Source organism: Arenimonas fontis (assembly GCF_008386465.1).
GTDB lineage: Bacteria > Pseudomonadota > Gammaproteobacteria > Xanthomonadales > Xanthomonadaceae > Arenimonas > Arenimonas fontis.
In genome coordinates this window covers 169,730-190,516 of sequence record NZ_VUOD01000001.1, presented here as the reverse complement: position 1 = coordinate 190,516, position 20,787 = coordinate 169,730, and the positions used below count along the sequence as shown (strand labels likewise).

The window sequence follows — 20,787 nt, the reverse complement described above, 5'->3', positions numbered from 1 at the left end:
GCGCGCCGCTCAACGCGGCTCGGGGAACGCCGCCACGCACTTGAGCTCGATGGCGATCGGCGTGGGCAGGGCGCTGATGCCCAGCGTCGTGCGGCAGGGCGCCTTGTTGATGTCGGGGAAGTATTCGGCCCAGACCGCGTTGAAGGCCTGGAAGTCGCGGTGCATGTCGGTCAGGTAGACGGTCACGTCCACCAGCCAGTCCCAGCGGCAGTGGCTGGCCTCCAGCACCGCCCGGACGTTGGCGAAGACCGAGTGGCACTGGGTGACGATGTCGTAGTCCACCAGCTTTCCCGCCGGGTCATAGACGTTGCCCGGAATGACGTTGTTTCCCGGGGTGCGCGGGCCGATACCCGACAGGAACAGCAGTTGGCCGACCCTGCGCGCGTGCGGATAGCGGCCGACGGGCACCGGCGCGCCATCGGCGTGAATGCCCTCGATCATGCCTCCTCCTCCCGCCGCTCCCGGATGTGACGGATGGCCAGTTCGTATGCGGCGGAAAGCCCCTCGGCGGAATCGACTCCCATGCCGAGCTCCCGGACCAGGCCGTCGCGCAAGGAGTACACCCAGCCATGCACGCTCAGCTTCTGGCCGCGTGACCAGGCGTCCTGGACGATGGTGGTCTGGCAAACGTTCACCACCTGTTCGGCCACGTTCAGTTCGCACAACCGGGCATGGCGGGCCCGATCGGAGGCGGTTTCCGAGAGAAAGGCAGCGTGCTTGTGGGCGACATCGCCCACATGACGCAGCCAGTTGTCGGCCAGCCCGACCCGGGTACCGGTCAGCGTGGTGTGGACGCCACCGCAACCGTAGTGGCCCACCACCAGGATGTACTCGACCTTCAGCATGTCCACCGCAAACTGGATGGTGCTCAGGCAATTGAGGTCGGTGTGCACCACCACGTTGGCGATGTTACGGTGCACGAACACCTCGCCGGGCATGAGGCCGGTGATCTGGTTCGCCGGCACGCGCGAATCGGAACAGCCGATCCACAGATACCTGGGCGCCTGCAGCCTGGACAGGCGCTCGAAGAAGGTCGGGTCTTCGGCATTCATCGCCTCGGCCCAGGCCTTGTTCCTGTCCAGCAGTTCCTTCAGGGGCATGGATTCATTCCAGGCTGACGGTGACGTTTTTCGGCTCGGTGAAGAAGCGCATGGCCTCCCAACCGCCTTCGCGACCCAGGCCGGATTGCTTGACGCCGCCGAAAGGCGTGCGCAGGTCCCGGTTCAGCCAGGTGTTGATCCAGACGATGCCGGCCTGCAGGCGCGCCGCCAGCCGGTGGGCGCGGCCCAGGTCGCTGGTCCACAGGCTGGCGGCCAGGCCGTAGGGCACGGCATTGGCCAGGGCCAGGGCTTCCTCCTCTTCGTCGAAAGCCTGCAGGCTGACCACGGGGCCGAAAATCTCCTCGGTATTGGTCCGGCAGTCCTGGCCAAGGCCCTCGATCACGGTGGGGGCGACGAACCAGCCGCCGGCGCAGCGGCCCGGCACCTGCACCGGTTCGCCGCCGCAGAGGACGCGGCCGCCTTCGGCGCGCGCGACGTCCAGGCAAGCGAGCACCTTGTCGTAATGCGCCCGCGACACCAGCGGGCCCAGCTGCGTTGCCGGTTCCTGCGGATCGCCCGTGACCAGGGCGCGCACCTGCTCCAGCATGGCGTCGCGGAACTCGTCGTAGCAGCGCCGCTCGACCAGGATCCGCGAGCCGCAGAGACATATCTGTCCGCTGTTGAGGAAAGCCGAGCGGAGCACGGTGTCCAGCAGTTTCCCGCGCGGCGCATCGGCGAATACCAGGGTCGGGTTCTTGCCGCCGAGCTCGAGCGAAACCTTGCGCAGCCGCTGCGCGCAGGCCCGGGCGATCGCCGTGCCCACCGCAGTGCTGCCGGTGAAACTGATCGCCGCCACGTCCGGATGTTCGACCAGGGCCTGGCCAGCGCCGGGGCCGCGTCCGTGCACGATGTTGAGGACGCCAGCCGGGAAACCGATCTCCCGCGCCAGTTCGCCCAGCATCCAGGCGGTCACCGGGGTCACCTCGCTGGGCTTGCCGACCACGCAGTTGCCGGCCGCCAGGGCCGGCGCCAGCTTCCAGGTGAACAGGTACAGCGGCAGGTTCCAGGGACTGATCACGCCGGCCACGCCCAGCGGCTGGCGCAGCGTGTAATGCAGGGCGCCCGGCGCCGTGTGCGATTCGCTGGCGAACTGGGTGGCCGCGTGGGCGAAGAAACGCAGGTTGGCCACGGCGCGCGGGATGTCCAGGGTCCTGGCCAGGGACAGCGGCTTGCCGGAATCGCGCGATTCGGCGGCCGCGAATTCGTCCAGGCGTGACTCCAGCGCCGCGGCCAGTTTTTCCAGCCAGGCCGCGCGCTCGCCGGCGGCCAGGCCGGACCAGGCCGGGAAGGCCGCGCGGGCGGCGGCGACGGCGGCGTCCACGTCGGCGGCGTCACCGTCCGGGCAGCAGGCAAAGGCCTGGCCGGTGGCAGGCTCGAACACCTCGAGCCAGACGCCGCCGGCAGGCGGGCGGGCCTGGCCGCCGATCAGCTGGGAGAGCCGCAGGAACATGCCGCCAAGCTTACCCGTCGCGCCGCCCGTACGGACAGGTCGGGTTCGCGGTCTGCCGTGCCGGTGCCGGTTCCGCGGCGATCCGTGGCTGGCGTGGAAACGCTACGCGTCAGCCCTTGAGGACCGGCGGCACCTGCTGGGGCTCGTGGTATTCGAAGCCGAGCAGGCCGTCCTGGACGCGCGCGACCCGGGCCGGCACCAGGACGGCCCGGCCAGGCTCATCGAAGAAGATCAGCTGGACGATGTCCGCGACATCGAGCGTGCATGCCTCCGGCCGGAACAGGCCGCAGCCGCCCTCGGACAGGTCCACGACCTCGCCCAGCCAGGCGTCACCGCCACGCACGACGACGACCCGGGCGGCATAGGGGACACGGGTGGAGAAACGCTGGTCTTCCATCCCCGGAGACTCAGAGCGAACGGGTCCGGCCGCCGTCCACCGGCAGGTTGATGCCGTTGACGTAGGCGGCGGCGGGCGAGGCCAGGAAGGCGATGGCGGCGGCCACCTCGGCGGCTTCGGCGAAACGTCCGGCCGGCACCGTCGCCAGCATGGCCTGGGCGATCGCCTCGGGCGACCGGCCGGTGGCGGCGGCGCGTTCGGCCAGGATCTGCTCGAGCCGGCGGGTACGGGTGTAGCCGGGCAGCACGTTGTTGACGGTGATGCCGTGCGGCCCCAGCTCGCTGGCCAGGGTCTTGGCCCAGGCGGCGACGGCACCGCGAACGGTGTTGGACACGCCCAGGTTGGCGATCGGTTCCTTCACCGAGGTCGAGATCACGTTGACGATGCGACCCCAGCCGGCCGCCTTCATGCCGGCCAATACCGCCTGCACCAGGATCTGGTTGGCCACCAGGTGCTGGCGGAACACCTCGACGTAGCGCTCGGGCTCGGCCTCGTGCGCACTGCCGCCGGGCGGGCCGGCGGTGTTGTTGACCAGGATCTGCACCGGCCGCCCGACCACCAGGGCCGAAACCGCGGCGCGCAGGCCATCGCCGTCGCTGCTGTCGGCGGCGACGTGGCCGTGCCGCTGGCCGGCATGCACGCGCGGCAGGGCGGCTGCCACTTCGGCCAGTACCTCGGCCCGGCGCGCCAGCACGGTGACGTCGGCGCCCAGCCCGGCCAGGGCTTCGGCGGCGGCGCGGCCGATGCCTTCGGAGGCACCGCAGACCAGGGCGTGGCGGCCCTTGAGGTTCAGCTCCATGGACTCAGTCTCCCCGTTCGCGCCGTGCCAGCCGCTCCCGCATCAGTGCGGCTATCTCCCGGTCGGCCTCCCGGCTGCTGCCGGCCAGCGCGTCGGCGACACTGCGCATGTTGGCATCCGGGTGATTCTGGTTGAGCTTGAAGCTCAGTTCCACCCGGCGAACGTGCAGGACGAAGCCGACGATGCCCCTGAGCTGCGCCGTTTCGCGCTGGTCGTCCGGATTGAAGCGCCAGTCGCCGCCGACCGCCTCCTCGTGGCATTCGCCCAGCCCGGCGACCACCGCCGCCAGGAAGGTGGGGTCGGTGCTGGGTTCCAGCTCGCCATGCAGGTGCGCCACGGCGTAGTTCCAGGTCGGCACCCGTGCCCGTTCGGCCTTGTCCGGATACCAGCCCGGAGAGACATAGGCGTGCGGGCCGTGCACGATGGCCAGGGCCGGCCCGGCGTGGCGCGACTGCGGGTTGGCCCGCGACCAGTGGCCGCGCAGGCTCACCGATTCGCCCTCGCGCCGGTACAGCACCGGCAGGTGGCTGACAGCGGGGCTGCCGTCGGCCACCGTCACCAGGGTCACGAAAGCGTCGCGCGCGATCAGCGCGTCGAGCCCGGTCAGATCGGTTTCGGCGAAGTGGCGCGGCGTGAACATTCAGTCGCGCCCGGTCAGCGGGTTCTTCACCGGCCGGGTCATCTGCTCGCGCAGGGCCTCCTCGTCCTCGCCCCGCGGAGGCTCCAGCTCGTCCAGGTCCAGGCCCCAGGCGGCGGCGTCCTCTTCGTCCATGCCGTCCAGGGCGCGGAACTCCGCGTCCATCAGCGCGGCCCGGGCGATGTCCTCGCTTTCGTAGACGCTGGTGCGACCGTCGCAGTCCAGCACTTCGGCCACGCCGCTGTCGAGCACCCGCAGCCGGGCCCAGACCAGCATGCGCGGCAGCGAGGCCAGCCACCATTGGACCCTGTCGTCGGCGCCGCTCATTCCGAAGTCCTCACTGCAGGAGTATCAGTACCAGCACGCCCAGCGCGCCGGCCAGACACAGCCAGCCGCTGACCGCGACGATATTGCCCAGCGAGCGCAGGCCGGCGTCGGCCACTCCGGCGTGGCCCCAGCGCATCAGCCACCAGGAATAGGCCAGGCCGCCGTCTTCGGTGCCGGGCGCGAAGGGCAGACGGCGGTCCAGCTGCAGGCGGTGGGCCAGCACCCGGAAGCCGAAATGCGCCGGTCCGGCCGAACCCGTCAGGCCCAGCATCAGAAAGATCAGCAGCGAACCCGGACCGGTCTGCATGGTTCAGAAGGTGGCCAACCCGGGCGCGCGCGGGTAGGGGATGGCGTCGCGGATGTTGGTCAGGCCGCAGACGTAGACCACCAGGCGTTCGAAGCCCAGGCCGAAGCCGGCATGCGGCACGGTGCCGTAGCGGCGGAAATCGCGGTACCAGTCGTACTGCACCGGATCCAGGCCGAACTGCGCCATTCGCCGGTCCAGCACCTCCAGGCGCTCCTCGCGCTGACTGCCGCCGATGATCTCGCCGATGCCGGGCGCCAGCACGTCCATGGCGGCGACGGTCCTGCCGTCGTCGTTCAGGCGCATGTAGAAGGCCTTGATCTGCTCCGGGTAGTTGGTCACCACCACCGGCCGGCCGACGTGTTTCTCGGTCAGCCAGCGCTCGTGTTCGGTCTGCAGGTCCAGGCCCCACTCGACCGGAAACTCGAACTTCTCGCCGGATTTCTGCAGCAGCTCGACCGCCTCGCCGTAATCCAGGCGTTCGAAGGGGGCGTCCACGAAGGCCTGCAGGCGGCTGATGGCGTCCTTCTGCACCCGCTCGGCGATGAAGGCCATGTCGTCGCCGCGCTCTTCCAGCACCGCCCTGAACAGGTACTTCAGGAAGTCCTCGGCCAGCCGGGCGTCCTCGTCGAGGTCGGCGAAGGCGATCTCGGGTTCGATCATCCAGAACTCGGCAAGATGCCGGGTGGTATGGCTGTTCTCGGCCCGGAAGGTCGGGCCAAAGGTGTAGACCTTGCTCAGCGCCAGGCAGTAGGCCTCGACGTTGAGCTGGCCGGAAACGGTCAGGAAGGCCTCCTTGCCGAAGAAATCGCGGCTGAAATCCACCGAGCCATCCTTTCTCCGCGGCAGGTTGGCCAGGTCCAGGGTGGAGACCCGGAACATCTGGCCGGCGCCTTCGGCGTCGGACGTGGTGATGATGGGGGTATTGATCCAGTAGAAGCCGCGCTCGTGGAAGAAGCGGTGCACCGCCTGGGCCAGGCAGTGGCGGATCCGGGTGATGGCGCCGAACAGGTTGGTGCGTGGGCGCAGGTGGGCGACCTCGCGCAGGAACTCCAGGGAATGCGGTTTCGGCTGGATGGGGTAGGTTTCCGGGTCGTCCACCCAGCCGACCACCTCGATTGCCTCGGCCTGCAGCTCGAAGGACTGGCCCTGCCCCTGCGAGGGCACCAGCATGCCGGTGGCGATGACGGCACAGCCGGAGCCCAGATGCCGGATCTCGGATTCATAGTTGTGCAGGCTGGCCGGCGCCACCACCTGGATGGGGGCGAAGCAGGAACCGTCGCTGAGGTTGACGAAGCTCAGGCCGGCCTTGGAATCGCGTCGGGTCCGGACCCAGCCGCGCACCGTGACCTTCTCGCCCGGAGCGATCGCCCCGGACAGAGCCTGCTGGACGCTGACCACTGCCATCTTCTTGAATCCCCGGCCCCGCGGGCCCATCTGGCGAAGGAAGAGCGCAAGGATACCCGCAAGCCGCCGGTTCAGGCAGCGTGGCTATACTTGCCGGGCAGCATTCCGGAGGTTCCCCATGGCCGTCACCCTGACTCCTGCCGCCGCCGAGCGCGTCCGCCGCTACCTGGCCGAGACGCCGGGCGGCATCGGCCTGCGCTTCGGGGTGCGCAAGTCCGGGTGCTCGGGTTTCGCCTACGTGGTGGACATCGCGACGGCGGCCGGCCCGGACGACAGCGTGTTCGAGACCGACGGGGTCGCGGTGCGGGTGGATGCCGCCAGCCTGCCCCAGGTGGACGGCACGGTGATCGACTTCGTCAGCCAGGGGCTGAACCAGCAGTTCGTCTTCCGCAATCCGCGGGTGGCCGCCGAGTGCGGCTGCGGGGAGTCCTTCACCACGGACCCGTCGGCGGTCTAAGGACGGTCCCGCCCGTCCGGCGGGAAGCGGGACGGCGCCGGCGGCCGATGCCAGCCGGGCCGGCGGGCGGTCCCGTGTCCGGGGGCGGGCACCGACCGCCGCCTTGCGCAAACCCCTGATTTCAGCGAGAATGCGCGGCTCCCCTCGGGGAGAGCCTTGCTCCACGGCCGCGCGCCGGGGGCTGTCCCGGCCGTTTCGCGGCCGCATCCACAAGGAAAAACCATGCGTCACTACGAAATCGTTTTCATGGTCCACCCGGACCAGAGCGAGCAGGTTCCGGCCATGATCGAGCGCTACAAGGCGCTGATCGAGGCCGACGGCGGCAGGATCCACCGCCTCGAGGACTGGGGCCGGCGCCAGCTGGCCTACGCCATCGACAACCTGGTCAAGGCCCACTACGTGCTCATGAACATAGAGTGCGGCCAGAAGGTCCTCAACGAGCTGGTCGACGGCTTCCGCTTCAACGACGCGGTGCTGCGCCACATGGTCATCGCTCGCAAGGAGGCCGTGACCGAGCAGTCGCCGATCATGAAGAGCAAGGACGAGAAGGGCGAGCGCCGCCCCCGCCGTGAAGACGAGGAAGGCGCCGGCGACAGCGCCGACGTCGCCTGAGCCCGAGACCGGAGACGACCATGAGCAAGTTCTTTCGCCGCCGCAAGTTCTGCAAGTTCACCGCCGAGGGCGTCAAGGAGATCGACTACAAGGATCTCAACACCCTGCGCCAGTACCTGACCGAGAACGGCAAGATCGTGCCGAGCCGCATCACCGGCACCAAGTCCAAGTACCAGCGCCAGCTGGCCACCGCCATCAAGCGGGCGCGCGAACTGGCCCTGATCCCGTACACGGACAACCACCAGAACTGATCCTGACGGACAGCCACAAGTTGCGGGGCCGCGCGCCTCGCTAACGTTACGGAGTTTGAGAAATGGAACTGATCCTCCTGCAGAAGGTGGTCAACCTGGGCGGCCTGGGCGACAAGGTCAAGGTCAAGCCCGGCTACGGCCGCAACTACCTGATCCCCTACGGCAAGGCCGTGCCGGCGACCCCTGAAAACGTGGCCGCCTTCGAGGCCAGGCGCGCCGAGTACGAGGCCAAGGCCAATGCCCTGCTGGCCGAGGCCGAGGCCCGCAAGGCCAAGCTCGACGGGGCCAGCGTGACCATCAGGGCGCTGGCCTCCACCGAGGGCAAGCTGTTCGGTTCAGTGGGCCCGCGCGACATCGCCGAGGCGTTCACCGAAGCGGGACTGCCGCTGGAGAAGAACGAGGTGGTGCTGGGCGAGGGCCCGCTGCGCCGCACCGGCGAGTTCGAGGTCGAGCTGCGTCTGCATGCCGACGTGGAAGCCACGGTCAAGGTGGTGGTCGAGGCCGAAGCGGCCTGAACACCATCGTCGGGCAAGCCTTCCGGACGGGCGCCTTCGGGCGCCCGTCTGCGTTCCGGCTCCGTCTCAGTCCATGAGACGGGGGTGGGGTATCGGAGATGTGCACCGGTTATGCACAGGCTTGTGCCTAACGCTCCCGGACGAGGACCGCTAGGATGACCGACCCGATTCCCCTGACCAGCACGCCACGGACCCCGGCGACCATGCCTTCACGCTCCGAAGCCCTGCGCACCGACGCCAAGCTGGAAGCCCTGCGCGTACCGCCCCAGTCGGTCGAGGCCGAGCAGGCCGTGATCGGCGGCCTGATGCTGTCGCCGGACTCGCTGGACCGGGTCGGCGACCTGCTGACCGAGAACGATTTCTACCGGCGCGACCACCGGCTGATCTACCGGGCGATCCGCGAACTGGCCGAGAAGAACAGGCCCTTCGACGCGGTCACCCTTGGCGAGTGGTTCGAGGCGAACGGGCTTTCCGAACAGATCGGCGGCACCGGCTACCTGGTCGAGCTGGCCAGCACCACGCCTTCTGCGGCCAACATCAAGGCCTACGCCGAGATCGTGCGCGAGAAGGCCGTGCTGCGGCAGCTGATCGAGGCCGGTACCGAAATCGTCAACGACGGCTACCGGCCCGACGGACGCGATAGCCAGGAGATTCTCGCGGCCGCCGAGCAGAAGGTGTTCCAGATCGCCGAGCTGGGCCGGCGCGGGCGGGCCGATTTCGTGCCGCTGCGCGAGGCGATGAAGGAGGCCTTCCAGATCCTGCAGGAGCGCTACGAGAACCAAGGTGCGGTTACCGGCCTGCCGACCGGGTTCGGCGAACTCGACGAAATGACTGCCGGCCTGCAGCCTTCCGACCTGATCATCCTCGCGGCACGGCCGGCGATGGGCAAGACCACCCTGGCCCTCAACATCGCCGAGTACGGTGCGCTCAAGACCAGGAAGGCGGTGGCCGTGTACTCGATGGAGATGTCGGCTTCGCAGCTGGCCTTCCGCCTGATCAGTTCGATCGGCCGGGTCAACGCCACCCGTCTGCGCACCGGGCAGCTCGAGGACGAGGACTGGTCGCGGGTGAACATGGCGATCAAGATGCTGTCGGAAGTGAGGATATTCATCGACGATACGCCCGCCCTCTCGCCCGAAGTGCTGCGCGCCAAGGCCCGGCGCATCAAGCGCGAGCACGACCTGGGCCTGATCGTCATCGACTACCTGCAGCTGATGCAGGTGCCTGGCAGCCAGGAAAACCGCGCCACCGAGATCTCGGAGATATCGCGTTCACTCAAGGCCCTGGCCAAGGAGCTGAACGTGCCGGTGATCGCCCTGTCGCAGCTCAACCGCTCGCTGGAATCGCGCACCGACAAGCGCCCGGTGATGGCCGACTTGCGCGAATCCGGCGCCATCGAGCAGGACGCCGACATCATCATGTTCATCTACCGCGACGAGTACTACCACAAGGACTCGGCGGACAAGGGCCTGGCCGAGGTCATCATCGGCAAGCAGCGTAACGGTCCGACGGGCACCGTGAAGCTGAAGTTCTTCGGCGAGTACACCCGCTTCGACAACCTGGCCCGCGACAGCGTCGGCAGTTTCGAGTAACGGCGGCCGGCCGCCTGCGCGGATCCACATCTCGTCCGGGCTCCGCTACGACCGAACGGCTACAATTCTGGCCATGGCCGACACCGCCCGACCGACCCGAATCCGCGTCGACCTCGACGCGCTGAGCCACAACCTGCGGGTCCTGCGCGGTCACGTCGGCGTGCCGGTGATGGGCATCGTCAAGGCCAATGCCTACGGCCACGGCCTGGTGCCGGTGGCGAGGCACCTGCAGGCCCAGGGCGTCGAACAGCTGGGCGTGGCCTTCCTGGAGGAGGGCGTGGCCCTGCGCCAGGCCGGCATCACCCTGCCGATCCTGGTGATGGGCGGCATCTTCGGGCCGCAGGCCGCAGACCTGATCCGGCACGGGCTGGAGATCACCGTTTCTTCCCTGGACAAGCTGCGCCAGGTCGAGGCGGCGGCGGAAGCCCTGGGCCGGCCGGCGACCATCCACCTGAAGGTGGATACCGGCATGGAGCGGATCGGCGTGCACAGCTACAACGCCGGCCCCTTCATCGAGGCCGCCCTGGCCTCGCGCTGGTGCCGGCTCAAGGGCATCTACTCGCACCTGGCCTGTGCTGACGACCCGGATTCGCCGATGACGGCGTGGCAACTGGAGCGTTTCCTCGAGGCCTGCGCCCACTTCGAGCGTGTCGGCGCACCCATGCCGGTGCGGCACCTGGCCAACTCCGGCGGCGTATTGCATTTCCCGGGCACCCATCTGGACATGGTCCGGCCGGGCATCGCCCTCTACGGCGTGCTGCCCGACGCCGCGGCCCGTCCGCCGGTGCGGCTGCGTCCGGCGATGTCGCTGGTCTCCCAGGTGGTCTACTTCAAGGTCGTGCCGGCGGGGCACCCGGTCAGTTACGGGGCGACCTGGGCGCCGGCGACCGATACCCGGGTGGTGACCGTGCCCATCGGCTACGGCGACGGTTACCCAAGGTCGCTGTCCTCGCGCGGCGAGGTGCTGATCCGCGGTCGTCGCCGTCCGATCATCGGCCGCATCTGCATGGACCAGTTCATGGTGGACATCGGCCCGGACGGCACGGCCTACAACGAGGACGAGGTGGTGTTGATCGGCCGCCAGGGCGATCAGGAGATCCGTTGCGAGGACGTGGCCGAGGCCGCCGGCACCATCCCCTACGAGATCCTGGTCGGGCTCAATGGCCGCATCCCGCGCGACTACGTCGGCGGCTGAGGCCACTCCCCGGCCCGGATGCTCCGGTGTCGTGCCCTGCGCATCCGGTTTGGCCGTCCCTTCGGCAGACGAAAACCGCCCAGCGGCCATCCGCACGGGCACGCCACCGGACTTCACGTCTCCGCGACGGTGAGCCGGGCTAGGCTGCGGCTTTGTCGCGGGGACTCCGTTCGATGGCACATGCCTTGGTCTGGTTCCGGCGCGACCTGCGCCTGGCCGACAACCCGGCGCTCCTGGCCGCATTGGACGCCGGTCTGGCGCCGGTGCCGGTCTACATCCACGCGCCGGAGGAGGAATCCCCCTGGGAGCCCGGGGCTGCCAGCCGCGTCTGGCTCGATCGCTCCTTGCGGGCCCTGGATGCCGATCTGCGTGCCCGTGGATCTCGCCTGATCCTGCGCCGCGGCGACAGCCTGGCCGAGCTGGAACGGCTGGTCGCGGAAACCGGCGCAGTGTCCGTCTACTGGAACCGCCTGTACGAGCCGGCCTGCATCGCCCGCGACCGGCGGGTCGAGCGGGCATTGCGGGCGCTCGGCCTGGGCGCGGAGAGCCACAACGCCGCGCTGCTGATCGAACCCTGGGCGGTGAAGACGGGGCAGGGCGAGCCCTATCGGGTGTTCACGCCCTTCTGGAGGAAGGCCAGGCAAACCTTGGTGGACGTGAGGCCGGCAGATGCGCCGGTCCGCCTGCCCGCGCCACCCGAGGGCCTGGCTTCGCTGGAGGCGGACGGGCTCGGCCTGCGCCCGCCGCCGGGCCAGCCGCGCTGGGACCGCGGCTTCTGGTCGTTCTGGACGCCGGGGGAGGCGGGCGCCCAGGACCTGCTGGAGGCCTTTCTGGACGGCGCCGTGCATGGTTATAGGGAGCAGCGCAACCTGCCGGACCGGGTCGGCACCTCGCGGCTGTCGCCGCATCTGCATTTCGGCGAGATCTCGCCTCGCCAGGTGGTGGCGCGCCTGCGCGGCGGCGAATGGCCCGCAGAGCTTCGTCAGGACGTCGAGCACTTCCTTGGCGAACTGGGCTGGCGGGAGTTCGGCCACCATCTGCTGTTCCATTTCCCGCACATGGCGCAGGAGAACCTGGATCCGCGCTTCCGGCGTTTTGCCTGGGCCGAGCCCGATCCGGCATTGCTGGCGGCCTGGCGGCGTGGCCGCACCGGCGTACCCCTGGTGGACGCTGGCATGCGCGAGCTCTGGGCCACCGGCTGGATGCACAACCGCGTACGCATGGTGACGGCCAGCTTTCTGACCAAGAACCTGCGCTACCACTGGCGGCATGGCGCCGAGTGGTTCTGGAACACGCTGGTGGACGCCGACCTGGCCAACAACAGCCAGGGTTGGCAGTGGAGTGCCGGTACGGGCGCCGACGCTGCGCCCTACTTCCGCATCTTCAGCCCGCCGGCGCAGGCGCGCAAATTCGATCCCCGCGGTGCCTACATCCGCCGATGGCTGCCGGAGCTGGCAGGCCTGCCCGACGAGGCCTTGGCCGCACCGTGGGAACATGCCGAGCTGTGCCGACGGCTGGCACCGGACTATCCGCTGCGCCCGATCGTGGATCTCAAGGCCAGCCGGGAGGCCGCCCTGGCCGCATACTCGGGTGCCGGCGCGGCGGCGTCTCGCCGTTGACGCCCGCGCTGCGCCGCCGGCATCCTGCCGGCAGCAGGAGGGCAGACATGGCCGACGCGCGCAGCAGGGTTCGCAGGGAGCCGATGTCAAGGGTGGACACGGCCTGGCTGCGCATGGAGCGGCCGACCAACCTGATGATGATCACAGGCGTGATGATGTTCGAAACGCCGCTGGACATCCGTACGCTGCGCAAGCTCATCGAAACCAGGTTCCTGGCCTACCCGCGCTTCCGGCAAAATGCAGTGGACACCCCGACCGGAGCCTACTGGCAGGACGACGAGCATTTCGATCTCGACTGGCACATCCGGCTGACCGCCTTGCCCGGCCGGGGCGGCAAGCGCGAACTGGAGCGACTGACCAGCCAGCTGGCATCCACGCCCCTGGACACCACCAAGCCGCTCTGGCAGTTCCACCTGGTCGAGCGCTATGACGGCGGCTCCGCCCTGATCGCCCGCATCCATCACTGTTATGCCGACGGCATCGCCCTGGTGCAGGTGCTGTTGTCGCTGACGGAAGTGGAGGAAAAGGGGCGTCGTGCCGGCCTGGCCAGGCGCTGGCTGAAAAAGGAACATACGCCGGTCGCGCGGCGCGTCGGCCTGATCGGTCGTTACATGGCGCTGGGCAACAAGGTGCTGGCCAAGGGCATGGAGATGTACCAGGACCCCGGTCTGGCGGCAGTGCTGGCGCGGGAGGGCGCCGACATCGCCCGCGAGATCGGCCTGGCCCTGGCCCTGCCCGACGATCCTGAAACCGTGCTCAAGGGAAGGCTGGGCGTCAGCAAGCGGGTGGCCTGGGCCGAGCCGCTGGACCTGGCCGAGGTGAAGGCGGTGGCCAAGGCCTTGCACTGCACGGTCAACGACGTGCTGCTGGCCTCGGTCAGCGGTGCCCTGCGCAGCTACATGCTCGAGCGCGGCGAATGCCTGGACGGCGTCACCGTGCGCGCCACCGTGCCGGTGAACCTGCGGCCGCTGGAACACGCCCGCCAGCTCGGCAATCACTTCGGCCTGGTGTTCCTGGACTTGCCGGTGGGCGAGGCCAACCCGGTGGCGCGGCTGGAGCGCGTCGCCGCCTGCATGCGGGTGTTGCGCAAGTCGCGACAGGCCGTGGCCACCTTCGGCGCCCTGGCGGCAGTGGGCATGGCGCCGCCGGCCCTGCAGGCCTTTGCCCTGGAGATGTTCAGCCGCAAGGCCTCGGCGGTGGCCACCAACGTGCCTGGTCCGCAGATGCCGCTCTACCTGGGCGGCGCGAAGATCTCCGACCTGATGTTCTGGGTGCCGCAGACCGGCAGCATCGGCCTGGGCATTTCCATCCTCAGCTACAACGGCCGTGTGCACTTTGGCCTGATCGCCGACGCCCGGCTGATGCCGGATCCCGGCGCGGTCATCCGCCGCTTCGCACCGGAGTTCGAAAAGCTGCTCTACCTGGCGCTGATGGCGCGCTGGGAAGGGGAGCTGCGTCCCGAGGACGCCGAGGGCCTAATCGCCGACGTCATGGCCGCCGACGTCATGGCCGCCGCGGCCGAAGCCGCCGGCGCCCGGACCGACGCGGCGAGGGAGCAGGAATGATGGCCGATCCTTCCTGCGAGCTGCCCGGCCAGGGCCTGAAGGTGCCGCCGGCGGAGGTGCCCGACCCGGTCTTCGACCTGCTGCCGGGCGACGACCGTGGCGAGGCCGTGCTGGCGGGCGGCTGTTTCTGGTGCACGGAGGCGGTGTTCCGCCGCTTGGCGGGCGTGACCGAGGTGCTGCCGGGTTATGCCGGCGGCAGCGCCGACACCGCCAACTACGAGGCGGTCTGCTCCGGCCGGACCGGCCATGCCGAAGCCATCCGCATCCGTTACCGGCCGGAGCGGATCAGCTACGGCCAGTTGCTGAAGGTGTTCCTGGCGGTGGCGCACGATCCGACCCAGAAGGACCGCCAGGGCAACGACGTCGGCCCCCAGTACCGCTCGGCGATCTTTCCCCTCGACGAGGGGCAGCGGCAGGTGGCGCGGGCCTACCTGGAGCAGCTGGAGCGGGCTGGCGTGTTCGCCGCGCCCATCGTCACCGCCCTGGAGCCGCTGCAGGCTTTCTTCGTCGCCGAGGCCTACCACCACGATTACGCGGCGCGGAATCCGGGCCAGCCCTACATCGTGTTCGTGGCTGGGCCCAAGCTGGACAAGCTGGCCAGGACCTTCCCGGACAAGCTGGCGTAACGTTTCGTTGCGGCGGCACGGCTTGGCACGGCGTGACCGGGCAAGCAGGCTGTCGCTTTCCCCGGCATGGAGCGCGACATGAAGCTGTACTATCTGCCTGGCGCCTGTTCGCTGGCGCCGCACATCGCCCTTCGGGAGGCTGGCCTGGCCTTCGACCTGGTCCGGGTCGGACGCGACCGGAAAACCGAGCAGGGCGAGGACTACCTGGCCATCAATCCTTTCGGTTATGTACCGGCCTTGCAGCTGGACGACGGCCGTGTGCTGACCGAGAACATCGCCATCCTGCAGTACATCGCCGATCTCGAGCCCGCGGCCGGCCTTGCCCCGGCACGTGACGGCTTCGAGCGTTACCGCCTGCAATCGGCCCTGGCCTTCGTCAGCACCGAACTGCACAAGAGCCTGGGCCTGCTATTCAACCCAGCCCTGGACGAGGCGGGGCGCAAACTGGTCGGCGAGCGGGCCCGGGCTCGTCTGGACACGCTGGAGCGCAGCTGGAACGGCAGGACCTGGCTGCACGGGCAGCGATACGGTGTGGCGGACATCTACCAGTTCGTCGTACTGCGCTGGCTGGCCCACTTCGGCATGGACCTGCGCGAGTGGCCCTCACTGGCCGCGCATTCGGCGCGGGTGGCGGAGCGCCCGGCGGTTCGTGCCGCGCTGGCGGCCGAAGGCCTGGCCTGAGAGGCCCGTCCCCGGTTCCGGCCCGGTCCGGTCGGCGCCCGGTCTGGCCTCAGCCGCGGCCGGCCGCCAGCGCCGCCAGCAGCTCCTGGGCGACACTCGCGGCAGCCAGGGCGGTGATCTCGGCGTGATCATAGGGCGGACTGACCTCGACCACGTCCATGCCGACGATGTCCAGGCCGGCGAGGCCGCGCACCAGGCGCAGGGCATCGTGCGTGCTGAAGCCGCCGACTACCGGGGTGCCGGTGCCGGGCGCGTAGGCCGGATCCAGGAAGTCCACGTCGAAGCTGACGTAGCACTTGCTGCCACCGACGCGCGCGCGGATGGCGGCGACGGCTTCCTCCACGCCAATGGCGTGCAGTTCCCGGGCATCCACGACCCGGAAGCCATGCGTCTCGGCGTTGTGCGTGCGCATGCCCAGCTGGATCGAGCGGGCAGGATCCACCAGGCCCAGGCGGGCAGCGTGGAAGAACATGGTGCCGTGGTCGACGCGCCCGTCTGCGTCGCGCCAGGTGTCGCTATGGGCGTCGAAATGCACCAGGGCCAGCGGCCCATGGACCGGCTGCAGCGCCTGCAGGATCGGGAAGCTGATGAAATGGTCGCCACCCAGGGCCAGCGGTATCACACCCTGCGCCGCCACCGCGGCGAAGGCGCCGCGGATGGCCTCCGGTGCCTCCGCCGGCCGGCCCGGGTCGAAGTACACGTCGCCGGCGTCCAGTACCCGCAGCCGCTGCAGCGGGTCGAAATCCCAGGCATAGGGCGGGCACCAGGCCAGCGAGGCCGAGGCGGCGCGGATGGCCCGCGGGCCCAGACGCGCGCCGGGCCGGTTGGTGGTGGCCAGGTCGAAGGGCACGCCCAGCACGGCGACGTCGGCGACGGAAAGGTCCTTGCCGTAGGGGCGGCGCAGGAAGCTGAGCGCACCGGAATAGGTGGGCTCGGCCACCGTGCCATAAGGCGGGGTGGCGGCGAAGGCCAGGTCGATGGTGGCGGGGATGGCGGGCGACTTCGGTTCGGGCATGGCAGGCGTCCTCGCAAGGTCCGCTCGTCGTTCCTGCCTTGCGGCATCGCCGGGACGAGGGTCACCGGACGTGGCGCCGTCGCCTATTTCATCGTCGGCATCACGAACTCGGGGTCGCGCAGGCCGGTCGGCCAGCGCGCGGTGATCGTCTTGAGGCGGGTGTAGAAGCGCACGCCGTCCGGGCCGTGCATGTGCAGCGGGCCGAACAGGCTGCGCTTCCAGCCGCCGAAACTGTGGAAGGCCATCGGTACCGGGATCGGCACGTTGATGCCGACCATGCCGGCCTGGACCCGGTGGGCGAACTGGCGGGCGGCATCGCCGTCACGGGTGAACACCGCGGCGCCGTTGCCGTACTCGTGTTCGTTGACCAGCTTGAGCGCCGTCTCGAAATCGGGGACGCGCAACACGCACAGCACCGGCCCGAAGATCTCCTCGCGATAGATGCGCATGTGCGGCTGCACGTGGTCGAACAGGCAGCCGCCGAGGAAAAAGCCGTCGGGCGCACCTGGAACCTTCAGGCCGCGGCCGTCCACGACCAGGCGCGCGCCCTCGGCCACACCGCTGTCCACGTAGGCGCGCACCTTGTCGCGGTGGGCGGCGGTGACCAGCGGGCCCATGTCCGGATCGCCCTGGCAGCCGGGGCCGATCCGCAGGCCCTCGACCATGGGTTTGAGACGAGCCACCATCGCATCGGCCAGCTTGTCGCCGACGCAGACGGCCACCGAGATCGCCATGCAGCGCTCGCCGGCGGAACCGTAGCCGGCGCCCAGCAGCGCGCCGGCAGCCTGGTCCAGGTCGGCGTCCGGCAGGATCACCATGTGGTTCTTGGCCCCGCCCAGGGCCTGTACGCGCTTTCCGTTGGCACTGCCGCGGGCATAGATGTATTCGGCGATCGGGGTCGAGCCGACGAAGCTGACCGCCCGCACCCGCGGGTCGTCCAGCAGCGCGTCCACTGCCACCTTGTCGCCGTGCACCACGTTGAACACGCCGTCGGGCAGGCCGGCCTCCTTCAGCAGCCGGGCCAGGATCAGGGTCGGGCCGGGGTCGCGTTCGCTGGGCTTGAGCACGAAGGTGTTGCCGCAGGCCAGCGCCACCGGGAACATCCACATCGGCACCATGCAGGGGAAGTTGAACGGCGTGATGCCGGCGACCACGCCCAGCGGCGCGTATTCGGTCCAGGAATCGACCTCGCGGCCGACGTTCATCGAGTGCTCGCCCTTGAGCAGGTGCGGCGCGCCGCAGGCGAATTCGACCACCTCGATGCCGCGGGTCAGCTCGCCGCGGGCATCGGCCAGCACCTTGCCGTGCTCGGCGGTGATGGCGGCGGCGATCTCGTCGGCGTGCCGTTCCAGCAGCTCCTTGAACCGGAACAGGACACGGGCGCGGCTCAGCGGCGTGGTTTCGGCCCAAGCCGGAAAGGCCGCCTCGGCGGCAGCCACCGCCGCCGAGACCTCGTCGGCCGAGGCCAGGGCCACGCGGCCGGCCACCCGGCCGCTGGCGGGATCGAACACCTCGCCCCAGCGCCCGTCTTCCGCCGCCTGTTCACGGCCCTGGATGAAATGCGGGATGCGGCGGATGTCGGTCATGGCGGTTCCAGGTTCGCGGCCCCGATCCGGCGCCGGGGCTGGTAGGGCTCAGCCCTCGAGCGCGGTCGCGGCCGGCACGTAGTCGTAGCCAAGGTCACGGGCCACCGCCTCGTAGGTGACCTTGCCGGCATGCACGTTCAGGCCGTTGAGCAGGTGCGGGTCATCCAGCAGCGCCTGCGTGCCCTTGTTGGCCAGCTGAACCGCGAAGGGCAGGGTGGCGTTGGTCAGCGCGAAGGTGGAGGTTCGGGCGACGCCGCCGGGCATGTTGGCCACGCAGTAATGGATGATGCCGTCCACTTCGTAGGTCGGGTTCTGGTGGGTGGTGGCCCTGGAGGTTTCGAAGCAGCCGCCCTGGTCGATGGCCACGTCCACCAGCACCGAGCCAGGCTTCATCAGCGCCAGTTGCGTGCGGCTGACCAGCTTGGGTGCGGCGGCGCCGGGGATCAGCACCGCGCCGATCACCAGGTCGGCGTAACGCAGGCAGTCCTCGATGGCGTCTGCGGTGGAATAGAGGGTGGTGACGCGGTCGCCGTAAAGCTCGTCGAGGTACTTCAGGCGTTCCAGCGAACGGTCGAGGATGGTGACGCGGGCATTCATGCCCATGGCCATGCGGGCGGCGTTGATGCCGACCACGCCGCCGCCGATCACCAGCACGTTGGCCGGCTTCACCCCCGGTACGCCGCCGAGCAGGATGCCGGCGCCGCCCTGGGCCTTTTCCAGGGCGTGTGCGCCGGCCTGGATGGACATGCGGCCGGCGACCTCGGACATCGGCGCCAGCAGCGGCAGGCCGCCACGCTTGTCGGTGACCGTTTCGTAGGCGATGGCGGTGCAGCCGGACTTGACCAGGCCGGCGGTCTGTTCCGGATCCGGCGCCAGATGCAGGTAGGTGAACAGCAGCTGGCCGGGACGGAGCATGGCGCATTCGACCGGCTGCGGCTCCTTGACCTTGATGATCATGTCGGCGCGGGCAAAGATCTCCTCGGCCGTGTCCACGATGCTCGCGCCGGCCTTTTCGTAAAGCTCGTCGGTCAGGCCGATGGCCCTGCCGCCGTCGCGCTGCACGATCACCTGGTGGCCGTGGCCGACCAGCTCGCGGGCGCCGGCCGGGGTGAGGCCGATGCGGTATTCGTGGTTCTTTATTTCCTTGGGTACGCCGATAAGCATGGAGCTGCCCTCCCGGGGCAAAGTCGTTGGTTCTGCAGGGAACCGCCCGGTCAGGCGGTGGCGCGTATGGTAGCGGCCAGCCGCTCGAAAATCCGGTCGATGTGGCTCTCGTCCAGGATCAGGGGCGGCGACAGCGCCAGCACGTCGCCGGTGCAGCGGACCATCAGGGCGTGCTCGTGGAAGGCCCGGGCGAAGGCCTCGTAGCCGCGGGCGCCCGGGACGCCGGGCCGGGACTCCAGTTCGACGGCGCCGACCAGGCCGATGTTGCGGATGTCGGCCACGTGCGGCAGGCCGCGCAGGGAGTGGATGGCGTCCTCCCAGTAGCGTTCCAGGGTGATCGCCTTCCTGAACAGCCCTTCTTCCCGGTAGGTGTCCAGGGTGGCGAGGGCGGCCGCGCAGGCCAGGGGATGGCCGGAATAGGTGTAGCCGTGGAACAGCTCGATCACCTCTTCCGGCCCCTGCATGAAGGCGGCGTGGATGGCATCGGAGACCAGTACCGCGCCCATCGGCGCGGCGCCGTTGCTCAGCCCCTTGGCGGTGGTGATGATGTCCGGGGTGACGCCGAAGCGCTGGGCGGCGAAGGCCTCGCCGACCCGGCCGAAACCGGTGATCACTTCGTCGAAGATCAGCAGGATGCCGTGCCGGTCGCAGATCTCGCGCAGGCGCTGCAGGTAGCCTTCCGGCGGCAGGATCACGCCCGCGCTGCCGGCCACCGGCTCGACGATGACCGCGGCGATGGTGCTGGCGTCGTGCAGTTGCACCAGCCGCTCCAGGTCCTCGGCCAGCTCTGCGCCGTGTTTGGGGAGGCCGCGGCTGAAGCGGTTGCGTTCCAGGTCGAGGGTATGGCGCAAATGGTCCACGCCGGGCAGCTGGGCGCCGAAGAACTTGCGGTTGTTGGCCAGGCCGCCCACGGAAATGCCGCCGAAGCCGACGCCGTGATAGCCCTTCTCGCGGCCGATCAGCCGGGTGCGCTGGCCCTCGCCACGGGCGCGGTGGTAGGCAAGGGCGATCTTCAGGGCGGTGTCCACCGACTCCGAGCCGGAATTGGTAAAAAACACGTGCTTGAGGGGCGCCGGCGCGATGTCCGCCAGGCGTTCGGCCAGCAGGAAGGGCAGGGGGTGCCCCATCTGGAAACTGGGCGCGTAGTCCAGGGTCTCGGCCTGGCGCTTGATCGCCTCGACGATGCGCGGCCGGGCATGGCCGGCGTTCACGCACCACAGGCCGGCGGTGCCGTCCAGCACCTCGCGGCCGTCGGTGTCCCGGTAGTACATGCCCTCGGCGCTGGCCAGCAGGCGCGGGGCCTTCTTGAACTGGCGGTTGGCCGTGAACGGCATCCAGTAGGCGTCGGTACGCTCGGGCGCCCGGGTGGCGGGGTAGCCGGGGTCGGAGGCGGTCATGGCGGGTCTCCTGGGGAACGGCGGCACGCTAGCACCGATGAGAATATTTGACAACGGTCGCCCATCGTCCGGTTTCATTGACCACCTTGGG

23 protein-coding genes are annotated in these 20,787 nt (G+C 69.5%); 10 read left to right on the top strand and 13 right to left on the bottom strand.

Annotation, left to right across the window (positions count from 1 at the left end; translation table 11 throughout):
* Positions 1-9: 9 nt before the first annotated feature.
* From F0415_RS00920 to asnS, 9 genes are all read right to left on the bottom strand, one after another.
* Positions 10-441: a RidA family protein gene (locus F0415_RS00920; protein ID WP_149859315.1), complete on the bottom strand. Its 432-nt coding sequence runs from the start codon at positions 439-441 to the stop codon at positions 10-12.
* A complete protein-coding gene (gene can, locus F0415_RS00915; RefSeq protein WP_149859314.1) occupies positions 438-1,100 on the bottom strand; it encodes a carbonate dehydratase in 663 nt (220 codons plus the stop codon). The genes F0415_RS00920 and can overlap by 4 nt, the downstream gene beginning before the upstream one ends.
* Positions 1,101-1,104: 4 nt before the next feature.
* Positions 1,105-2,550: an aldehyde dehydrogenase gene (locus tag F0415_RS00910; RefSeq protein ID WP_149859313.1), complete on the bottom strand. Its 1,446-nt coding sequence runs from the start codon at positions 2,548-2,550 to the stop codon at positions 1,105-1,107.
* A 109-nt stretch (positions 2,551-2,659) separates the two neighbouring features.
* Positions 2,660-2,947 carry a PilZ domain-containing protein gene (locus F0415_RS00905; protein ID WP_149859312.1) on the bottom strand — a complete coding sequence of 96 codons (288 nt, stop codon included), beginning with the start codon at positions 2,945-2,947 and terminating at the stop codon, positions 2,660-2,662.
* Between the two features lie 10 nt (positions 2,948-2,957).
* Positions 2,958-3,746: an SDR family oxidoreductase gene (locus tag F0415_RS00900; protein ID WP_149859311.1), complete on the bottom strand. Its 789-nt coding sequence runs from the start codon at positions 3,744-3,746 to the stop codon at positions 2,958-2,960.
* A 4-nt stretch (positions 3,747-3,750) separates the two neighbouring features.
* Positions 3,751-4,386, bottom strand: a complete 636-nt coding sequence (locus F0415_RS00895; RefSeq protein ID WP_149859310.1) for an FMN-binding negative transcriptional regulator — start codon at positions 4,384-4,386, stop codon at positions 3,751-3,753.
* Positions 4,387-4,710 carry a hypothetical protein gene (locus F0415_RS00890; protein WP_149859309.1) on the bottom strand — a complete coding sequence of 108 codons (324 nt, stop codon included), beginning with the start codon at positions 4,708-4,710 and terminating at the stop codon, positions 4,387-4,389.
* A gap of 10 nt (positions 4,711-4,720) precedes the next feature.
* Positions 4,721-5,017 carry a hypothetical protein gene (locus tag F0415_RS00885; RefSeq protein WP_149859308.1) on the bottom strand — a complete coding sequence of 99 codons (297 nt, stop codon included), beginning with the start codon at positions 5,015-5,017 and terminating at the stop codon, positions 4,721-4,723.
* A gap of 3 nt (positions 5,018-5,020) precedes the next feature.
* The gene (gene asnS / locus F0415_RS00880; RefSeq protein ID WP_149859307.1) at positions 5,021-6,421 is read right to left on the bottom strand and encodes an asparagine--tRNA ligase; all 1,401 of its coding nucleotides are present in this window, start codon (positions 6,419-6,421) and stop codon (positions 5,021-5,023) included.
* A 118-nt stretch (positions 6,422-6,539) separates the two neighbouring features.
* Between asnS and F0415_RS00875 the strand changes: the two genes are divergently transcribed.
* The 10 genes from F0415_RS00875 (at position 6,540) to gstA (ending at position 15,534) form a co-directional block, all read left to right on the top strand.
* The gene (locus tag F0415_RS00875) at positions 6,540-6,878 is read left to right on the top strand and encodes a HesB/IscA family protein (RefSeq protein ID WP_149859306.1); all 339 of its coding nucleotides are present in this window, start codon (positions 6,540-6,542) and stop codon (positions 6,876-6,878) included.
* 222 nt (positions 6,879-7,100) lie between these two features.
* Positions 7,101-7,490 (top strand): 30S ribosomal protein S6, encoded by a 390-nt coding sequence (rpsF, locus tag F0415_RS00870; RefSeq protein ID WP_149859305.1) that lies wholly within the window; start codon positions 7,101-7,103, stop codon positions 7,488-7,490.
* 20 nt (positions 7,491-7,510) lie between these two features.
* A complete protein-coding gene (rpsR, locus tag F0415_RS00865) occupies positions 7,511-7,741 on the top strand; it encodes a 30S ribosomal protein S18 (RefSeq protein WP_149859304.1) in 231 nt (76 codons plus the stop codon).
* A 62-nt stretch (positions 7,742-7,803) separates the two neighbouring features.
* Positions 7,804-8,256 (top strand): 50S ribosomal protein L9, encoded by a 453-nt coding sequence (rplI, locus tag F0415_RS00860; RefSeq protein WP_149859303.1) that lies wholly within the window; start codon positions 7,804-7,806, stop codon positions 8,254-8,256.
* Between the two features lie 203 nt (positions 8,257-8,459).
* Positions 8,460-9,848 carry a replicative DNA helicase gene (locus F0415_RS00855; RefSeq protein ID WP_149859578.1) on the top strand — a complete coding sequence of 463 codons (1,389 nt, stop codon included), beginning with the start codon at positions 8,460-8,462 and terminating at the stop codon, positions 9,846-9,848.
* Between the two features lie 73 nt (positions 9,849-9,921).
* A complete protein-coding gene (gene alr, locus F0415_RS00850) occupies positions 9,922-11,043 on the top strand; it encodes an alanine racemase (protein ID WP_149859302.1) in 1,122 nt (373 codons plus the stop codon).
* 173 nt (positions 11,044-11,216) lie between these two features.
* Positions 11,217-12,662, top strand: a complete 1,446-nt coding sequence (locus tag F0415_RS00845) for a cryptochrome/photolyase family protein (protein ID WP_149859301.1) — start codon at positions 11,217-11,219, stop codon at positions 12,660-12,662.
* A gap of 47 nt (positions 12,663-12,709) precedes the next feature.
* Entirely contained in the window at positions 12,710-14,227 is a 1,518-nt protein-coding gene (locus F0415_RS00840) for a WS/DGAT/MGAT family O-acyltransferase (RefSeq protein WP_149859300.1), read from the top strand.
* Positions 14,227-14,853 (top strand): peptide-methionine (S)-S-oxide reductase MsrA, encoded by a 627-nt coding sequence (gene msrA, locus F0415_RS00835; RefSeq protein ID WP_149859299.1) that lies wholly within the window; start codon positions 14,227-14,229, stop codon positions 14,851-14,853. The genes F0415_RS00840 and msrA overlap by 1 nt, the downstream gene beginning before the upstream one ends.
* Positions 14,854-14,931: 78 nt before the next feature.
* The gene (gene gstA / locus F0415_RS00830) at positions 14,932-15,534 is read left to right on the top strand and encodes a glutathione transferase GstA (protein ID WP_149859298.1); all 603 of its coding nucleotides are present in this window, start codon (positions 14,932-14,934) and stop codon (positions 15,532-15,534) included.
* A gap of 49 nt (positions 15,535-15,583) precedes the next feature.
* On the opposite strand, the gene speB is transcribed toward gstA, so the two are convergent.
* The 4 genes from speB to aptA all read right to left on the bottom strand — a co-directional run bounded on the left by speB (position 15,584) and on the right by aptA (position 20,696).
* Positions 15,584-16,549 carry an agmatinase gene (gene speB / locus F0415_RS00825; protein ID WP_149859297.1) on the bottom strand — a complete coding sequence of 322 codons (966 nt, stop codon included), beginning with the start codon at positions 16,547-16,549 and terminating at the stop codon, positions 15,584-15,586.
* An 83-nt stretch (positions 16,550-16,632) separates the two neighbouring features.
* On the bottom strand, positions 16,633-18,135 hold the full coding sequence (locus F0415_RS00820; RefSeq protein ID WP_149859296.1) for a CoA-acylating methylmalonate-semialdehyde dehydrogenase: 1,503 nt from the start codon (positions 18,133-18,135) through the stop codon (positions 16,633-16,635).
* A gap of 48 nt (positions 18,136-18,183) precedes the next feature.
* Positions 18,184-19,299, bottom strand: coding sequence for an alanine dehydrogenase (ald, locus tag F0415_RS00815; RefSeq protein WP_149859295.1), 1,116 nt, complete (start codon positions 19,297-19,299; stop codon positions 18,184-18,186).
* Between the two features lie 50 nt (positions 19,300-19,349).
* Positions 19,350-20,696 (bottom strand): omega-aminotransferase AptA, encoded by a 1,347-nt coding sequence (aptA, locus tag F0415_RS00810; RefSeq protein WP_149859294.1) that lies wholly within the window; start codon positions 20,694-20,696, stop codon positions 19,350-19,352.
* Between the last annotated feature and the right edge of the window lie 91 nt (positions 20,697-20,787).